This window comes from Mogibacterium diversum (genome assembly GCF_002998925.1).
Lineage (GTDB): Bacteria > Bacillota > Clostridia > Peptostreptococcales > Anaerovoracaceae > Mogibacterium > Mogibacterium diversum.
In genome coordinates this window covers 1,034,645-1,052,454 of record NZ_CP027228.1, presented here as the reverse complement: position 1 = coordinate 1,052,454, position 17,810 = coordinate 1,034,645, and the positions used below count along the sequence as shown (strand labels likewise).

Annotated in this window: 15 protein-coding genes; 13 read left to right on the top strand and 2 right to left on the bottom strand. The window is 43.6% G+C overall.

Going from position 1 to position 17,810, the window contains the following annotated elements; all coding sequences use genetic code 11:
- Positions 1-34: 34 nt before the first annotated feature.
- From lysS to C5Q96_RS04835, 8 genes are all read left to right on the top strand, one after another.
- Positions 35-1,981, top strand: coding sequence for a lysine--tRNA ligase (lysS, locus tag C5Q96_RS04870; RefSeq protein ID WP_106057285.1), 1,947 nt, complete (start codon positions 35-37; stop codon positions 1,979-1,981).
- 182 nt (positions 1,982-2,163) lie between these two features.
- Positions 2,164-3,282, top strand: coding sequence for a 5-methyltetrahydropteroyltriglutamate--homocysteine S-methyltransferase (locus C5Q96_RS04865; protein WP_106057284.1), 1,119 nt, complete (start codon positions 2,164-2,166; stop codon positions 3,280-3,282).
- 29 nt (positions 3,283-3,311) lie between these two features.
- Positions 3,312-4,436, top strand: a complete 1,125-nt coding sequence (locus C5Q96_RS04860; protein ID WP_106057283.1) for a 5-methyltetrahydropteroyltriglutamate--homocysteine S-methyltransferase — start codon at positions 3,312-3,314, stop codon at positions 4,434-4,436.
- Between the two features lie 192 nt (positions 4,437-4,628).
- A complete protein-coding gene (gene msrA, locus C5Q96_RS04855; RefSeq protein WP_106057282.1) occupies positions 4,629-5,612 on the top strand; it encodes a peptide-methionine (S)-S-oxide reductase MsrA in 984 nt (327 codons plus the stop codon).
- Between the two features lie 14 nt (positions 5,613-5,626).
- Complete coding sequence (locus C5Q96_RS04850; RefSeq protein ID WP_106057281.1) at positions 5,627-5,986, top strand: arsenate reductase family protein; 360 nt, start codon at positions 5,627-5,629, stop codon at positions 5,984-5,986.
- A gap of 175 nt (positions 5,987-6,161) precedes the next feature.
- Positions 6,162-7,886, top strand: coding sequence for an adenine deaminase (gene ade / locus C5Q96_RS04845; protein WP_106057280.1), 1,725 nt, complete (start codon positions 6,162-6,164; stop codon positions 7,884-7,886).
- 14 nt (positions 7,887-7,900) lie between these two features.
- Entirely contained in the window at positions 7,901-9,355 is a 1,455-nt protein-coding gene (locus C5Q96_RS04840; protein WP_106057279.1) for a CCA tRNA nucleotidyltransferase, read from the top strand.
- 124 nt (positions 9,356-9,479) lie between these two features.
- Positions 9,480-11,420 (top strand): Sgo0707 family adhesin, encoded by a 1,941-nt coding sequence (locus tag C5Q96_RS04835; RefSeq protein ID WP_106057278.1) that lies wholly within the window; start codon positions 9,480-9,482, stop codon positions 11,418-11,420.
- A gap of 79 nt (positions 11,421-11,499) precedes the next feature.
- On the opposite strand, the gene C5Q96_RS04830 is transcribed toward C5Q96_RS04835, so the two are convergent.
- Together C5Q96_RS04830 and C5Q96_RS04825 are read right to left on the bottom strand one after the other, a co-directional pair.
- On the bottom strand, positions 11,500-12,405 hold the full coding sequence (locus tag C5Q96_RS04830; protein WP_106057277.1) for a nucleotidyltransferase family protein: 906 nt from the start codon (positions 12,403-12,405) through the stop codon (positions 11,500-11,502).
- Position 12,406: 1 nt separating this feature from the next.
- On the bottom strand, positions 12,407-14,083 hold the full coding sequence (locus C5Q96_RS04825) for a glutamate--tRNA ligase (protein ID WP_106057276.1): 1,677 nt from the start codon (positions 14,081-14,083) through the stop codon (positions 12,407-12,409).
- A gap of 248 nt (positions 14,084-14,331) precedes the next feature.
- Here C5Q96_RS04825 and C5Q96_RS04820 point away from each other — a divergent pair, with 248 nt between their 5' ends.
- Genes C5Q96_RS04820 through C5Q96_RS04800 form a run of 5 tightly spaced genes read left to right on the top strand, consistent with a single transcriptional unit; the run spans position 14,332 to position 17,767 of the window.
- Positions 14,332-14,556 carry a hypothetical protein gene (locus tag C5Q96_RS04820; RefSeq protein ID WP_106057275.1) on the top strand — a complete coding sequence of 75 codons (225 nt, stop codon included), beginning with the start codon at positions 14,332-14,334 and terminating at the stop codon, positions 14,554-14,556.
- 11 nt (positions 14,557-14,567) lie between these two features.
- A complete protein-coding gene (gene tmk, locus C5Q96_RS04815) occupies positions 14,568-15,179 on the top strand; it encodes a dTMP kinase (protein ID WP_106057274.1) in 612 nt (203 codons plus the stop codon).
- A gap of 24 nt (positions 15,180-15,203) precedes the next feature.
- On the top strand, positions 15,204-16,007 hold the full coding sequence (locus C5Q96_RS04810) for a hypothetical protein (protein WP_106057273.1): 804 nt from the start codon (positions 15,204-15,206) through the stop codon (positions 16,005-16,007).
- Positions 16,008-16,062: 55 nt separating this feature from the next.
- On the top strand, positions 16,063-16,980 hold the full coding sequence (locus C5Q96_RS04805; protein WP_106057272.1) for a PSP1 domain-containing protein: 918 nt from the start codon (positions 16,063-16,065) through the stop codon (positions 16,978-16,980).
- A 40-nt stretch (positions 16,981-17,020) separates the two neighbouring features.
- Positions 17,021-17,767: a tRNA1(Val) (adenine(37)-N6)-methyltransferase gene (locus C5Q96_RS04800; RefSeq protein WP_106057271.1), complete on the top strand. Its 747-nt coding sequence runs from the start codon at positions 17,021-17,023 to the stop codon at positions 17,765-17,767.
- Positions 17,768-17,810 lie beyond the last annotated feature (43 nt).

The window sequence follows — 17,810 nt, the reverse complement described above, 5'->3', positions numbered from 1 at the left end:
TTATATAGTTCGTGAGAAAGGTTTATGAATCACAATGAGTAACGACAACGTAAAGACTCCTGAGCAGGAACAGCCGGAGCTTACAGCAGAAGAAATAAGTGAGCAGCGACAGATCAGAAGAGAGAAGCTGCAAGAACTTCGTGAGATGGGCAGAGATCCATTTGTGCAGGAGACATACAATGTAACTGCTCACAGTAAGGATATCAAGGACAACTATGATGCTCTTGAAGATCAAGAGGTAGCGATTGCCGGTCGTATTATGAGCAAGAGAATCATGGGAAAAGCGGCATTCTTTGATGTTCAGGATAAGCAAGGCAGAATCCAGTGTTATGTTAAGCGCGATGATATTGGAGCTGAAGAATATAAAGTTTTCAAGACATATGATATAGGTGATCTCGTTGGCCTTAAGGGAATCGTCTTCAAGACCAAGACTGATGAGATATCGATTCATGTACATGAGCTTACACTTCAGGCAAAGTCCCTGCAGGTGCTTCCTGATAAATGGAGTGGGCTAGTTGATACAGACCTAAGATACAGACAGAGATATGTAGATTTAATCGTAAATTCAGACGTTAGGGATACATTCTTAAAGCGTGCAAAGGTAGTAAGCACTATCCGCAGAGTGCTCGAGGATGATTATGGCTTCCTTGAGGTTGAAACTCCAGTGCTACAGACGATAGCTGGTGGTGCTAACGCTAGACCGTTTAACACACACCACAACGCACTAGACTTCGACCTTCACCTTAGAATTTCTCTTGAGCTTCCGCTAAAGAGACTGATTGTCGGTGGACTTGATAGAGTGTATGAACTAGGCAAAGTTTTCCGTAACGAGGGTATGGATAAGAATCACAGCCCTGAATTCACTTCGATGGAATGCTACATGGCATATGGAAATCAGGAAGATATGATGGACCTCATGGAGCAGATTGTATATAAGTGCGCTATGGAAGTAAATGGTTCGCCTATTATCTCCTATGAAGGCAAAACTTTCGACGTTACACCTCCATGGAATAAGATTGACATGACAGAATCTGTAATTAAGGTTACAGGAATTCCGTTCGATAAGATCGATGATGATGCGGAAGCTCGTGAGCGCGCAATCGCTTACGGAATGGATGCTGAGGAAGTTAACAATTGGACTCGTGGAAAAATCATCGCAGAGATGTTTGATGAGTACTGCGAAGATATCCCAGGACTGCTTGATGGACCAGTGTTCCTAACAGGGCACCCAGTAGAGGTATCGCCACTTGCAAAGAAGGATCCAAAGGATCCTCGCATTACTCGCAGGTTCGAAGCCTACATCAACGGATGGGAGCTATCAAATGCTTTCTCAGAGCTAAACGATCCAATCGATCAGTACGAGAGGTTCGCTGAACAGCAGCGTGAACTTGATCTAGGGCTTGACGATGAAGCTCATCCTATGGACATGGATTTCGTAAATGCGCTAGAGGTTGGAATGCCTCCAACTGGTGGACTTGGAATCGGTGTTGACAGACTTGTAATGCTGCTAACAGATTCATCGACTATCAGAGACGTACAGCTATTCCCTGTTATGAAACCGCTTGGAAAAGGCAGCGGCTCTGAAGAAAAGGCTGAGAGAAAGCTAGACCTATCAAAGGTTAAAGTTGAACCATTGTTTGAAGAATTCGTAGACTTCGATACATTTAGCAAGTCTGATTTCAGAGTAGTTAAGGTTCTAGCTTGTGAGGAAGTGCCTAAGAGCAAGAAGCTTCTTAAGTTCACTCTTAATGACGGTTCAGGCCAGACTAGAACAATACTATCCGGTATCAAGGAGACATACTCTGCAGAGGAGTTAGTTGGAAAGACTCTCGTTGCAATTACAAATCTTCCGCCACGCAAGATGATGGGACTTGAATCATGCGGAATGCTGCTGTCAGCAATCTGTGATTATGATGGAGAGGAAATTCTAAACTTATTAATGTTAGATGATTCGATTCCAGCAGGAGCGAAGCTATACTAATATAACAAAATCATGATTATTACAGGGCTCAGGAAAAGGGCCCTGTATTTTTATGCTTGCATGCAGGTAAACAATATATAAGATATAAAATAAATCTATATCTCGCTATGGGTAATAAGTATTTCCATAAAATTTTACTTGATGGTAATCTATGTTTAGCAAACAAGAGGGGGTATGTATATATGAGCAATGAATTAAAGACACCATTTAGATATGACTATGTAGGAAGCTTTCTTAGACCACAGGCACTTAAGGATGCAAAGGCGCAGTTAAGAAAGAATGAGATCAGCAAGGAAGATTACGACAAGATTGTTGATGAAGAGGTTGCAAAGCTTGTAGCTAAGCAGAAGGAACTCGGTTACCACGTAATTACTGATGGAGAGTTCAGAAGAGCTTTCTGGCATCTCGACTTCATGTGGGGGTTTGAGGGCGTTGAACATGAGAATACAGGTGGCGGTATTCAGTTCCACGGCGAGCTCGCGTTGCTAGATGATACATACCTAGTAGGTAAGCTTAAAGCTAAGCCCCATCCATTTGTAGAGTATTTTAAATTCTTAAAGCAGTTTGAAGATGAGAACACTGTTGCCAAGTATACGATTCCTGCACCTGCGCAGACATTCCAGCAGTTCATCATTCCAGATAACCTCGAGAGCACTAGAAAGTTCTATGAGACAAACGAAGAACTGATTCATGATATTGCCAATGCTTATCGTGAGGTAATTAAACAGTTCTACGATGCTGGTTGCCGTAACTTGCAGTTCGATGACTGCACATGGGGCGCAGTTGTAGGAGATGCTGCAAAGCTGAGATATAAGGCGTTAGGTATAGATTTAGATACAGTTAAGTCACAGCTGCTTGAGGTGAACAACCTCGCACTTGAAGGAAAGCCTGAAGATCTAGTTATCACTTCACACATCTGCAGAGGAAATTACAATTCGACATACTTCTCAAGTGGAGCATACGATTCAGTTGCAGATTACGTGTTCGCAAGAGAGAATGTAAATGCGCTGCTACTCGAGTATGATGATGAGCGTTCGGGAAGCTTTGAGGCACTTGCAAAGGTTTCTCCTGACAAGAAGGTGGTTCTCGGTCTTATCACTACGAAGTCGCCTAAGTTAGAAGATAAAGAAGCAGTTATTGCAAGAATTAAGGAAGCAAGTAAATACGTACCTCTTGAGAGACTGTGCCTCAGTCCTCAGTGCGGATTTGCATCTTGTGAGATAGGGAACAAGCTAACTGAAGAAGAGCAGTGGGCTAAATTGAGATTAGTTAAAGAGATTGCAGAGGAAGTTTGGGGATAGGCTCTGCGAAGAAAGACTAGAGGTAAGAGATGAGCAATTTAAAAACACCATTTAGATATGATTTTGTCGGAAGTTTTTTAAGACCAGAGAGACTTAAGGAAGCGAGAAGAGCTTTTGATAACGGTGATATCGGCTACGATGAGCTGAAGAAGGTTGAAGACGAGACAATTACTGAGCTCGTATCCAAGCTCAAAGAGCTAGGATATCACGTGATCACAGACGGTGAGTTCAGAAGAGCGACTTGGTATCTTGACTTCATGTGGGCACTTGACGGTGTAGGACATAAGCCAACCAAGACTGGACTGCCATTTCATGGAGAGGATGCACTTGTAGATGATACATACCTGGTTGGCAAATTAAAGCTATCGGGAGAGCATCCATTCGTAGATCACTTTAGATTCGTAAAGCAGTTTGAGGATGAGAATACAGTTGCGAAGCAGACAATACCTTCACCAGCACAGTTCCTCGCACAGTTCCTATTCCCGTTCAATCTGGAGTCAACCTTTGCTCAGTATGAGAGCGAAGAAGCATTTATCGATGATGTAGTAGAAGTATACAATGAGTTCATCAGGCAGCTATATGATGCAGGCTGTAGAAACCTTCAGCTAGATGACTGCACATGGGGAATGTTCACAAACAAGTCCGGCTCCATTCTGTTCGGAACAACTAAGGAAGGTACAGTTGAAGTTCAGAAGAAGTACAAGGACGTTAACAATAGAGTAATCGATGCAGCACCAGATAACCTAGTGGTTACTACACACGTGTGCCGTGGAAACTACCACTCAACATATATCAGCAGCGGCCCATACGATGCAGTTGCAGATGTTCTGCTCGGAGAAGAGAATGTCTCTGCGTTCTTCTTAGAATTTGATGACGAGAGATCTGGGGGATTTGAGCCACTTGCAAAGGTACCTGAGGATAAGAAGGTAGTTCTCGGATTAGTCACTACCAAGAGGCCGGAGCTCGAAGATAAGGCGGTTCTTCATGCGAGAATCAAAGAGGCAAGTAAGTATGTGCCTCTTGAGAGGCTTTATCTCAGCCCTCAGTGCGGATTTGCTTCATGCGAGATTGGTAACAAGCTTACTGAAGAAGAACAGTGGGCTAAGCTAAGACTTGTAAAGGAAGTAGCAGAAGAAGTTTGGGGACAGAACTAAAACTCTGTTAGATAGACTAAAAGCATGTGATTGATAATAATTCATTAGAGGGCAGCCCGAGGGCTGCCTTTTTCTTTAAATAAAGCATTGAAAAAATTGCTACAGTGTATATAATTAAATTGTACACAAGCTATATGGCGGATTCAGATATATGGAATAGATTATGTGATTTCGCCGATAAGGAGAAGAATAATGAGTAAGAATATATATTTTGCCGGTGGTTGCTTCTGGGGCACAGAGAGGGTGTTCAAGGAGATACCAGGGGTTATAGAGACGACTGTTGGGTATGCGAATGGAAGAGTTGAGAATCCTTCGTATGAGCAGGTTTGTAGAGGTGATACTGGCCATAGGGAGACTGTTAAAGTCACATATAATCCTGAGAGACTATCACTCGAGAAGTTAACGCATGCTTTCTTTATGGTCATCGATCCAACTGTTCAGAATAGACAAGGACCTGATATAGGTACGCAGTATCAGACAGGTGTGTATTATGAGGATGAGCAAGATTTGCCGATATTAGAGAAGGTATTCGGACAGCAGAGAGATATTAATGAAGAGTTCTACGTAGAACTAGAGCCACTTGGTTCATTCTATGCTGCTGAGGATTACCATCAGGACTATCTCGATAAGAACCCAGGTGGATACTGCCACATTACAAATTATGAGATTGAAGAAGTTAGAGCGCTGTTCGCTGCAGAGTCTAGAGAGGCGGGTCAGGAGATAAAGGATGATCTATATCCATCAGACGAGACTGAGGAGGAACTATTTTACCGCATTGGACCACAGGCGTATAACGTCGTTAGAAAGGCGGGGACAGAGAGAGCTTTTTCTGGTGAATACGATGACTTCTTTGAAAAGGGAATCTATGTAGATGTCGTGAGCGGTGAACCGCTGTTCGTATCGACGGATAAATTCAACTCTGGCTGCGGATGGCCTGCATTTACAAGGCCTATAAGTGAGGAGCATGTGGTCTATCTACGAGACACTACGTTCGGTATGGAGCGCGTTGAGGTTAGAAGCAAGGGCGCAAATTCTCATCTAGGACACGTATTTCAGGATGGACCGGCAGAAGATGGGGGCATGAGATACTGCATCAATTCGGTAGCTCTAAAATTCATACCAGTTGAAGACATGCTAGAGGCAGGTTATGGTGACCTGATTGAACTTGTAAAATAAGAGGGAGGATTACTATGAAAGTTCTATTTAATGAGTATCCAAAATGCAGCACATGCAAGAAGGCTAAGAAGTGGCTCGATGACAATGGTGTCGCTTACGATGACAGACATATAGTTGAAAATAATCCGACTAAAGAGGAACTTAGGGACTGGCTGTCGAGAAGTGACAAGCCGGTGAGAAAGTTCTTTAACACAAGCGGAATGCTCTACAGAGAAATGGAGCTAAAGGACAAGCTAGATGCGATGAGCGAAGATGAGCAGCTCGAGGTTCTAGCATCTAATGGAATGCTTGTAAAGAGACCGCTAGTCGTTGGTGATGACTTCGTGCTCGGTGGCTTCAGAGAGAAGGACTGGGAAGAGAAACTTCTGGGATAATGGAAGAAGATTATTCCACTATAATGCGTTTAGGAAAGAGCCTCGAGGGGCTCTTTTTGTATGTGCGAAATGTAAAGTTTAGTTGACTGTGATTTTAGTAATTGAGTTCAATATGGTTTCATAAAAGTATGTTACAATAGGGTAATTTATATTAGTGCAGTAAAGGGGTGCTCAAATGTCCGAAAGCTATACAGGCAGAATCAATCGCAAATTACAGCGCAAACAGAAAGTCATAAGGGCTGCGGCAGGCAAGTGCAAAGCAGATTTAGTTCTTAAGAATGCAACATATGTGAGTGTATTCTCAGGTGAACTACGGAACGCTGACATAGCAGTTACGAATGGGTTGATCGCTGGAATTGGTGAGTATGATGGTGAAAAGGAAGTGGATATGACGGGCAAAATCGTGTGCCCGGGATTTCTAGATGCACATATCCACCTTGAGAGCTCTCTTGTTACGCCGACTGAATTTGTAAGGGCGGTGCTTCCTCATGGAACGACTACGGTGGTAACGGACCCTCATGAGATTGCAAACGTCATGGGGACAGATGGAATCGAATACATGCTCCAGGCGACCGAAGGGCTCCCGATAGACGTGCGCTTTATGCTCCCTTCATGCGTTCCTGCAACTCCACTTGACGAGTCTGGTGCAACGCTCGATTATAGAGCGATAGACAGTTTCTACGAACATCCTAGAGTGCAGGGACTCGCAGAGATGATGAATTATGTCGGTACAGTCGCTGCAGATGAGCAGGTTGTAGAAAAGATAGTCGCTGCACAGGCACACCACAAGAAGATAGACGGCCATGCACCAGGGGTGAAGGGCAAGGCTCTAAATGCATACGTTGCCGCTGGCGTGTATTCCGACCACGAATGTGCTACAGCAGAAGAAGCGATAGAGAAGCTTGAACTCGGTCAAGTAATAATGATAAGAGAAGGTACAGCAGCCCATAACCTCGAGGCGCTGATGCCGCTTTTGACAGACAAATACGCAGATAGATGTATGTTCTGCACTGATGATAAGCATCCGTCAGACCTGTTGGAGAAAGGGCATATAGATTATATAATTAAGAAAGCTATCTCTATGGGAGCAGATCCGATACTGGCTATTAAGGTTGCGAGCACCAACGCAGCTAGATATTTCAGATTGAATAACCGCGGCGCAATTGCACTCGGGTATCTTGCTGATTTCGCCATAATAGATAATTTTGAAAATTTTACAGTCGAGCAGGTCTACAAGAAGGGCAAGCTTATGTTCAATAATGGCAAGCTCAAAGAGTTTAAGGCTCCGGAAGTAGATGAATTCCTGACTACAAGGGCACATAGTACGTTTAAGGTCGATAGGTTAAAACCTGAAGCATTTAAGATAGATAGACCTAGAGGTGTGCTTGGCATGGTTCCTGGTGAGCTGATGACCATAGATGAAGGGTATGCAACTGGTGTGGATGTTGCCGAAGATATCCTTAAAATCGCTGTAGTGGAGAGACATAACTATACGGGACATATCGGAATCGGATATATAAAGGGGTATGGACTAAAGAGTGGTGCAGTTGCCACTAGCATATCACACGATTCACATAACATCATAGTTGTCGGAACCAATGATGAGGATATGGCTGCTGCAGTTAATCATATTGCGGAAAATGGCGGGGGAATAACGGTATTTGACGGCGGTAGATGCATCGGAGATGTGAAGCTGGGGATTGCTGGTCTCATGAGTGATGCTCCGCTTATTGACGTGAATAGAAATCTTGAAGATGCAAAGGCGAGAGCTTTTGAACTCGGAGTGAGCAGATCGATAGATCCGTTTATGACGCTTTCCTTCATGAGTCTTCCAGTTATTCCAAAACTAAGACTCACAACAAGAGGTGTGTTCGACGTTGAGAGTCAGAGCTATGTGTAGGCAAGAATAATTAAATGAATGAGATAGATAAAACGATAATTGAAAAGTTAGCCTCCCGGGTGGCAGAGCTTGGAGGGCGTGCGTACATGGTAGGCGGAGCCGTTCGTGATGAGATTATGAAGCGTCCCATTAAGGATGTGGATATTGAAGTACATGGAATCTCTGAGGAGGTTCTAGAAGCGGTGTTAAAGGAACTTGGAAAGCCAATTCGATTCGGCTCTGCTTTTGGTGTGTACTCGCTTGCTGGTCATCAGATAGACATTGCTTTACCGCGTTCAGAGCGTAAGGCGGGGAATGGGCATCGTGATTTTGAAATTGAAATCGATCCGTTTATCGGAATCAAGGAAGCAGCACGGAGGCGCGATTTCACTATGAATGCGCTTCTCAAGGATATTCTGAGTGGTGAAATCGCAGATCCGTATGGAGGCACGGAGGATATCAAAAACCGAATAATCCGTCACATAGACGATAAGAAATTCGGTGAGGATCCACTCCGTGCCCTCCGTGCTGCCCAGTTCAGATCCAGGTTCGGATTCCAGGTCGCGCCTTCCACGATTTCAATCTGCAGGGCGCTGGACCTCAGGAATCTTTCGGCCGAGCGCGTCGAGATGGAGATGAAGAAGGCGCTCCTGGAATCCCGCCGGCCATCCGAATTCTTTGAATGCCTGCGGGAAATGGGCCAGCTCGGATACTGGTTCCAGGAGCTCGAACAGCTGATCGGGCTAGAACAAAATCCTAAGTTCCATCCAGAAGGTGATGTCTGGACTCACACCATGATGGTTCTGGATAGAGCGGCCCATTTCAGGCCTTCTGCGAGTGACCCATACGCGTTTATGCTGCTGGCTCTCACTCATGATTTCGGCAAGATCACGACGACTGAATTCGTTAATGGCGCAATTCACGCGTATGGTCACGAGCTACAAGGAGCAGAAATCGCGGAGCGATTTCTGGACCACGTGTGTCATGGCAGCGATATAAAGAGGTACATAGCCAATATGCTTCCTAACCATATGCGCCCAAACAAGATTGCTGAAGCGAGATCGTCGGTCAAGAAGACGAACCGAATGTTTGACGATGCTGTTGCTCCTATTGATCTTATATATTTTGCAATCTGCGATAAGCCAAAATTGCCACACCTGGATGCTCATAATCTGAGTCAGGCGTCAAACGAGACACACGAGACACAGGGCAATATTGAGATAGAATCAGAGCTTTACACAGCTGATGAAAAATTAAGGGAGCAAGAACTGATAAAGTTCTTGTTCGATAGACTAGATCTGTACAGAGACATGATGGCGAGACCTTATGTTGCAGGAAAGGACTTGATCGATAGGGGAATTATGCCAGGCGATGACTTCGGCACAATCCTCGAATATGCGCACAAACTGAGACTAGCTGGTGTATCAAAGGATGATGCGCTTAAGCAAACACTTTCCTATGCGAGGAAATTAAGAAAAAATATTAAATGATAAAATTCTTACAATAGTGTATAATGTACCTATTAGGTAATATTTATCAAAGAGTTATTACTAAAAGCGTAACGTTTGAACATCTTTGTATTTTAATTAAATAAATAAGAAAGAAGGAACAATTATGGAAAAAAGGCAAGCGTTGTCAGTTCGCAAATTATTCGTTTTGCTACTATCATTTCTGATGATGATAGGGATAGCTGCACCGAATATGGAGGTTTTTGCGGTTGAGAATACAACGACTGATCTTAATCTAGCAAATCTCAACCTATATGAGTTCAAGTGCCGACAGGAGAATATGCAGGTCGTTAGCACTGGCTCGGGAACTCTGAAAGAAGTAGTGACCCCAAATGGCTCGTGGACTAAGAGTACGGTGTTCATGCACAAGTATGAGAAGTCCAATTCGAAGCAGGATTACGATAATGTGCTAGAACTTCTATTCACTAATGCTGGTGAAGTAAATGGCAAAAAGGTCAACGTGAGAGTGAAGGTTTCTCACCTACAGCTGAATCCAACGGTATATTACGGGCAGCAGGCAAACTTTAATGATGCCAATGCAGGGGTGCCTTTTTTGACGGTTGACCAAAACTGGGGTGATAGTGGTATTCAGCTGATGGATTATGTATATCCTGATCATCCTAATTTTACTAATGACAATATTTGGTCTTTCAACACTAAGACAGACGTTACAGCAACTCTCGAGTATGCTGATGGTACACCTTGCGATTTAAAACTGACGATGCAGCCAGCTGATATCGATGTGAAGCCAGGAAATCCAATCGCTGGGAACCGCAGATTTTCTTTTTATGAAGAGCTAGGGGTCAAGAATCTTGATAGCACTATTGATAAGATCGTTTACAATAGAGCGGTTAGTTTGGATGAGGAAAATGGATCTGGCAACTGGCATTGGTGGAAAGCGAATGCGAGCATCACTGCAGCTGGAACTAGCGGGCAGGATGAGTATAACAAAACAGGATTTGTTATGCGCAGCAAGACAAACTCGATTACTTTTGCCTATAATTCTTCTGTAACGAGCGGTGGTCTGTTTAAGTTCTTTGCTGAAGTTCCTTACCATAATAATCCTGGTACAGCAGCTAAGAAAACTGTAGATAAAGCACAGGCACCAAAGCGTGTTGGAGAGCCTATCAACTACACTGTAAGGTACACAGTCCCAAGACCGGGTACTGATATAATTGATGATATTAAGTCGTTGAAATTTGCCGATACCTTTGATAAGAAAGTAGATTTCAAAGAAGCAATCGTTAAGTTTGATGGCAACACTCTAGTCGAAGGGCAAGATTATCGTGTGACCGTGACACCGGATAATGAAAATGGTCAGGACCACGTAGAGATTAATATCATTAAAAATGCTCTGTTCGCAAGAGATAAGGGCGGCAAAGTTTACGAGATAACTTATAAGACTGAGACAAATAGCAGGGCGCTAGTGGAGGGTGATAATACTATTACAAACTCAGCAGCAAAGATGTATTTTGATAATGTGTCAGTTCCTACGAATACCGTTGAGACTAAGCTACTACCACCAACTAAGCCTAAGAAGGACGTTTTTAAAGACGATATGTCCACTAGCGTTGACGGAAAGACAGTTAAGGGTGGAGATGTACTTACATATAAGATAACGTATAAGAATACAATCGGACGAGCAGATGATGTGACGATTACAGATGCTATTCCTAAGTACACGAAGTACGTTTCAGGTTCCGCAGATAATGGTGGGGTGGAACAAAACGGTGTCATCACTTGGAGAAAGACAAATCTCGGTAATGACGAGACATTTACGGTGACTTACAAGGTTAAGGTAGATGAGGATATTAATGGAAAGCCAGTAGATAATCAGGCAAAGGTTAGCACAAACTATTACAAGTTTGACACTAATAAGACCCATAATCCGACACCGGTTATGCCAAAGAAGCCTGTTATCAACAAGCATAGACACACACCTAAGACAGGTGATAGCAATGGGCTTCTTCCTTACTCAATTGTGTTTATAGGATCTGCACTAGCATCCCTCGGCTTGTTAGCAGCTAGAAAGCGCACGGCAAGGTAGCATATCGCCAACCTTTCAAAATTAACATGATACGAAAAAAAGCGGGACCTGCGTCCCGCTTTTGTAATGTAGCAATTTCTTACCATAGTTCCTTTGGATATTTTCCGTCAACCTTCATCTCGGAAAACTTCGCGGCAACCTCATCCTTATCCTCTTTGTAGGTGACACCGAACCACTTGTCGCTTGACTGAAGGACTGCAACGGTAGCTCTACCAGCTTTGACCTCTGTATCGATGCAGTAAGGAAGGAAGTACTCTCCCTTCAGTGGATTTTGCTCTATGATTTTATCGAGTGCAGCCGGAAAACCAGCTTTCATAACCTCGAGGAATTCAGCACCAAACCCCCATAGGTTCATGGATACCGATTGACCATCAGGTACATCGTGTCTCACACCTTTTGAACTTGTTGCTCGAATTACACCGTCACTCTCACGTATAACATCCGAATGCTCCTCGATATCCGTTAGATATCCATCCGTAACCTCACAGAGCCCACGAGCAACTGAACCATTTTGAGAGAGCGTATTCTCAATCTTGAAGCCTACCATACAGTGGTGTGTAGCATCGGCGGATTCACTGAGGAATTTGTATATCTTCTCAAATGCTTCCTGACCATAGTAGTCATCTGCGTTAATAACAGCGAAAGGTGCATCGATATAATCTCTTGCTGCAAGGACGGCATGACCAGTACCCCAAGGTTTAGTTCTTCCATCTGGAACAGAGTAGCCTTCTGGTAGATCGTGAATATCCTGAACTGCGTAGTGAGTTTCAAACAGCTTGCCAGCTCTTCCTTCGATATGGGCTCTAAAGTCCTCTTCAAAATCCTTCTTAATTATAAAAGCGACTCTCCTAAAACCTGCCTGATATGCGTCATAGAGGGAAAAATCCATGATAATGTCACCCTCAGACGTAATCGGATCAATTTGCTTCGGTCCGCCATATCGACTTCCCATTCCGGCAGCCATTATTACTAGAATTGGTTCCATTTTATTTCTCCTCTTCTATCATTCGGTTAATTCTGGCTTTGACCATATCTTCGCCCATAATCTGCTGTATTGCCCATACATCAGGAGACTGTGCACGGCCGACGAGAGCAAGTCTGATAACTGTGCTTACGTGTCCAACGTGCCCCTTATAATCGTCTGGATTCTTTTTATAGTCCTTAGGCTTTGCAGCATAACCTAGGTTAGTTGCAATTTCTCTTATCTTATTGAACCATTCTTCCTGTGTATCAGCGTGGTTGTAAGACGATAGGTATTCCCCGAGAATCTTTACCTTATCTGCTTCAGCTTCGGCAGGGACTTCATCAACGATTTTAAAACTCTGATCATAGAAATAGCTGATGAATTCCATAATCTGCCTTGCGTACACGAGGTCCTTGCGAGGTTTTTTCTCATCTCTACCTAAGTCAAGAATTTTCACTAGAAGATCCATGTCATCGAATATGTAACTGTACTCAGGGGCGAACTCGAGTGACCAATCCTTTAAAAACTCAGCGATTTCATAAGCAGGAATGTGTAGCATAGCTTCCTTGCTCACGTCATTAAGCTTATCGAGGTCAAAAAGTGCACCAGAGTTACTCATCTTCTCAGTGGTGAATTTGAATTCATCAATATCTGCCTCTGGATTCTCCATGCGCCATTCCTCGTAATTTGAGTTCAAAATAGTTAGTAGATACTCCCTAACTGCAGCAGGATGATATCCCTGATCTCTATAATAATCCAGTGAAAGCTCTGGATCCTTACGCTTCGACAGCTTCCTCTTGTTGCCATCTTCTCCTATTTTCATCAGCTGAGCAGTGTGGCAGTATACTGGAAGTTCAAATCCTAGCTTCTCAAAAAGCTCGACATGAATTGGAAGTGAAGGAAGCCACTCTTCTCCGCGTATGACGTGAGTCGTTCTCATCAGGTGGTCGTCAACGGCATGTGCAAAATGATAAGTCGGAATGCCTGTAGTCTTAATTATTACAATGTCCTGAAAGTTTTCCGGCACATCAAGGGTGCCTCTTATTCCATCAACGACTTTATTTCTCTTGATATCCTCGCCGGTAGCGTTAGGGGTACCGTCTGACTTTAATCTTATTACAAATGGGTCGCCTGCATCGATGTGGTCAGTAACGAGCTTCTGAATCTCTGGATCCTTATCCCAATCCCTATACTTTGACCATCCTGCATAGATTCCAGGAGCGATCTTTTCCTTTTCTTGCTTCTCTCTAATCGCGCTGATTTCTTCTTCTGTTAGGAAACAAGGGTATGCTTTGCCTTCAGCGAGCAGCTTCTTGGCATAGAATCTATATATTTCTCCGCGGTGGCTCTGCGTATAATCGCCGTAGCTACCGACATCACCATGTTCAGTGACACCTTCGTCGAACTTGATTCCGAAGAATGCTAGAGACGAGATAATTGTTTCTACGGCATTTTCGACAAACCTCTTATCGTCAGTATCTTCGATTCTAAGATAGAAGACACCATTGCTCTGGTGAGCGAGTCTCTCGTCTACAAAAGCACCATACAGATTTCCGAGATGAATAAATCCAGTAGGGCTTGGACCAAGTCTGGTGACTTTAGCTCCCTCCGGGAGATTACGCTTAGGGTACATGGCTTCGTAGTCAGTATCGTTTGCAATCTCAGGATAGATGAGTTCGCTGAGCTCAATTGAATTCATATTAATCCTCCTGCGTTTAAATCTAATTAACTAATTAAGTTTACCATATTAATGCCATCAGTTGTAGAGCAGTGGGCATATATCCTTAACTTATATAACCTATAAATTGCTTGAGAAAATCATTTAAGGAGAATATTGATTTCGAAAAAAGACGTTTTATGAAAACTGTATCTTTTTTAATCTTATGGTATAATACATTCTGTATACATGTGAGATAATGAAGCAAAAAGTGTGGGAGGAAAGCCCGTATGATATTGTTCAAATACATATTGGCGCTGCTGCTGACGGTGCCAATGGGTGTCTTAGGTATTTACCTGTTTGTAGACTATTTTGATACCGTAAGGGGCAAGAAGCAGGCTAGGCAAGCTGCCGAGAAGCGCAAGTTAGATGAACGGAAGAAAGCTCGAAAGGAAGGATTCAAAATCCACATTCCAGACCCGATAGAGCAATCTGATAGAAATACGCATAGATAGGTGGTGGCGAAGTGCCAAAGGGAATTTTTATTACGCTTGAGGGGCCGGATGGCTCTGGCAAAAGCACACAGGTTGAAAATATTAGGGCTTATTTTGTAAGCAATGGCAGGGAAGTTGTAGTTTCCAGGGAACCCGGTGGAACGTCGATTAGTGAGAAGCTTCGCAGCATCGTTCTTGATAATGCAAATGCCGAGATGGACGATGTTACAGAGATGTTAATATATGCGGCCGCTAGGGCACAGCATGTTGCTGAGAAGATAAGACCAGCGCTCGAGGGAGGTGCGGTTGTAGTTTGCGATAGATTTGTCGATTCAAGCATCGCATATCAAGGCTTCGGAAGAAACCTTGGTGACCAGGTTTCAGAGGTGAATAGATATGCGACAGGTGGACTTGAGCCAGATGTCACTTTCTTCATGGACTTAGACCCTGAGATTGGTAGAGCTAGAATCGGTAAAGATGTTAGAGACAGACTTGAGCAGCAGAAGCTGGATTTCCACTATCGTGTGTATGATGGCTATAAGGCGCTTTGCGATAAATACCCTGAGCGCATAGTCAGGATTGATGCGAGTAAAACGATAGATGAGATAAAGGGCGACATCTATTCGAAACTCGAGACACTATAGTATAGGGATAATATAGCGAGATAGATGACTGAATATTTTACAGGCATCGGAGGATACGGGAGAGATATGGCACGGGAATATGCACATGCATACATCATAGAGGGAAGAAGTGGTGAAGAAAGGGATGATTATATCAGAAGCTTTGCAAAAGATATAATTTGCCCTAATACGGACTTGTCTGGACATGCGTGTGGAAGCTGCCCCGCCTGTATAAGAGTGAGCAGCGGTACTCATGAAGATCTGCTCTTTATGAGCCAGAGCGGTAAGGAAACTTATAAGACGGCTGACGCAGCAGCCATGATAGAAAGACTTAGCATGAGACCTTATGGAGAGCACAATGTGGGTATCATTGATAACGCAGAGAGGCTCAGCGAAATAGTTCAGAATAAGCTGCTCAAAACATTGGAAGAGCCATATCCTGGTACGGTAATCATTCTCGCTACAGATAACAAAGAGTCGCTTCTACCTACAGTAAGGTCCAGATGTGTCGAATTAAGAATGCATGAACAAACAAGCGATTTTGCAAACTCAGATAGCATTGAGCTTCTGATGAAAGAGTGGTTTGGTAAGACGTATTTTTTCAAAATCCGCGAACTCATTAGGAAAAGCTTTAAAGGCAACGAGGAGGCGTTTAAGTTTCTTGATGCACTGGAGAATAATTTGCACGAAAAGCTGATAGGTGGTGAAAGACTTCCTAAGGATGCTGGAGCTATTCTACAGATGATTGATAAAGTTGAGGAGACGAGGATAAATATCAAGCGTGGCATGAGCCCAGAATATGCGTTAAATTCATTGTTTCTGAGCAGAAATAACATAAATAATCGTTAGCAACTATCCGGATGTTTAAATTCGGTTTTTAATAGATAAGAAGGGGATTTTATAAATGGTAGAAATTATAGGTGTAGGCTTTATGAAAGCCAACAAGACATATTACTTCGATCCAGCAGGGGTTAGCTACGAACTCGGTGAACTAGTAATAGTGGAGACAGCTAGGGGCATGGAGCTCGGTCATATTTCAATAGCAAACTGTGAGATCGATGAGAGTGAGCTTGTTGCACCGCTCAAGGGTGTCGAGCGCAAGGCGACGAAGGAAGATATACAGAGATACAAGGACAATCTTGCTAAGCGTGACGGCGCTATGAAGGTCTGCGAAGAGAAGATTCTGCAGCACAAGCTGGATATGAAGCTTGTGGATGCGGAATTTACGATAGATGGTACAAAGGTGATATTCTACTTCTCAGCAGATGGAAGGATTGATTTTAGGGGGCTTGTAAAAGACCTTGCGTCCCAGTTTAAGATGAGAATAGAACTTCGCCAGATTGGCGTTCGAGACGAGGCGAAGATGCTCGGTGGCATAGGGATTTGTGGCAGACCGCTTTGCTGCAGCAAGTGGTTAAATGACTTTCAGCCGGTTTCAATCAAGATGGCAAAGCAGCAGAATCTTTCTCTCAATCCATCCAAGATATCTGGTACTTGCGGTAGACTTATGTGCTGCTTAAACTTTGAAAATAAGACTTATCAGGAGCTCCGCAAGGGGATGCCTAATGAGGGAGAGCGCATCGAGACTCCTGACGGAATAGCTAAGGTCGTAAACGTCGATCTATTTAATGGAAAGGTCACAGCTAGACTTATCGTCGAGGATAAAGAAACTGGAGAGGATACGCTCGGTCCTGATTACAATATCTATTTCAAAAAAGAAATTAAGCGAATAGATAAGAAACACCACCACAAGAAAAATGATGACCTAGGAGACCTCGACGAAGAGACTCTGAAGGAGATTAAAGAGCTAACGCGTGACTAGTTTAGGTATATTGAGATGCCTTATGGTGAGGACCTGAGATATGCAGAGAAAACCAGAGCGAATCGATGATATAGGAATGGGTGGATTTAAAGTAGTACAGGGGGATGGCTTTAGCTACGGTATTGATGCGGTTTTGCTATCAGCTTTTGCCAGTGGCGAAACCGGTGCTAAACCTGTCAAGAGTAGGCTCAAGATGCGCGTAGCTGACCTCGGGACAGGGAATGGGATTATTCCATTTATACTTGCACATAAACTCCCTATATCTGAGATTGTAGGATTTGAAAGGAACCCCATAGCTCTTGATAGAGCAATGCGTGGACGTGAGATGAATGCTCTTGAGAATAGAATAAGCTTCGTGCTCACAGATGTTTCTCAGCTTGATGGATACGATGGTTTTTTCGACGCTGTTGTCACCAACCCACCTTACTTTAGGCGTGGTTCTGGGATTCCAAACGAAGATAGTGCAAAGTTCATTGCGCGGCACGAGACCACGGCTGGAGTCACTGAATTTGCAAAGTGTGGAAGTCAGATTCTGAAGTCCGGAGGCGACTTCTACATGATTCATAGACCATCGCGCCTACCGGACATCTTCGAAGCCCTGCGAGCAGCAGCACTGGAGCCCAAGGAGCTGCAACTCGTCGTACCGAGCAGCAATGAACCAGCGAATCTGGTTCTCATCCATGCAGTAGCAGGTGCAAAGCCTGACCTTAAGATGCTGCCAGAGATTGCAGTCTACAATTCCGATGGCTCCGGATATACAGATTTGATCAAACGCATATATTTATAGAACTGCATGAAAGATGAATATCATAAAGGAATATATGAGATAT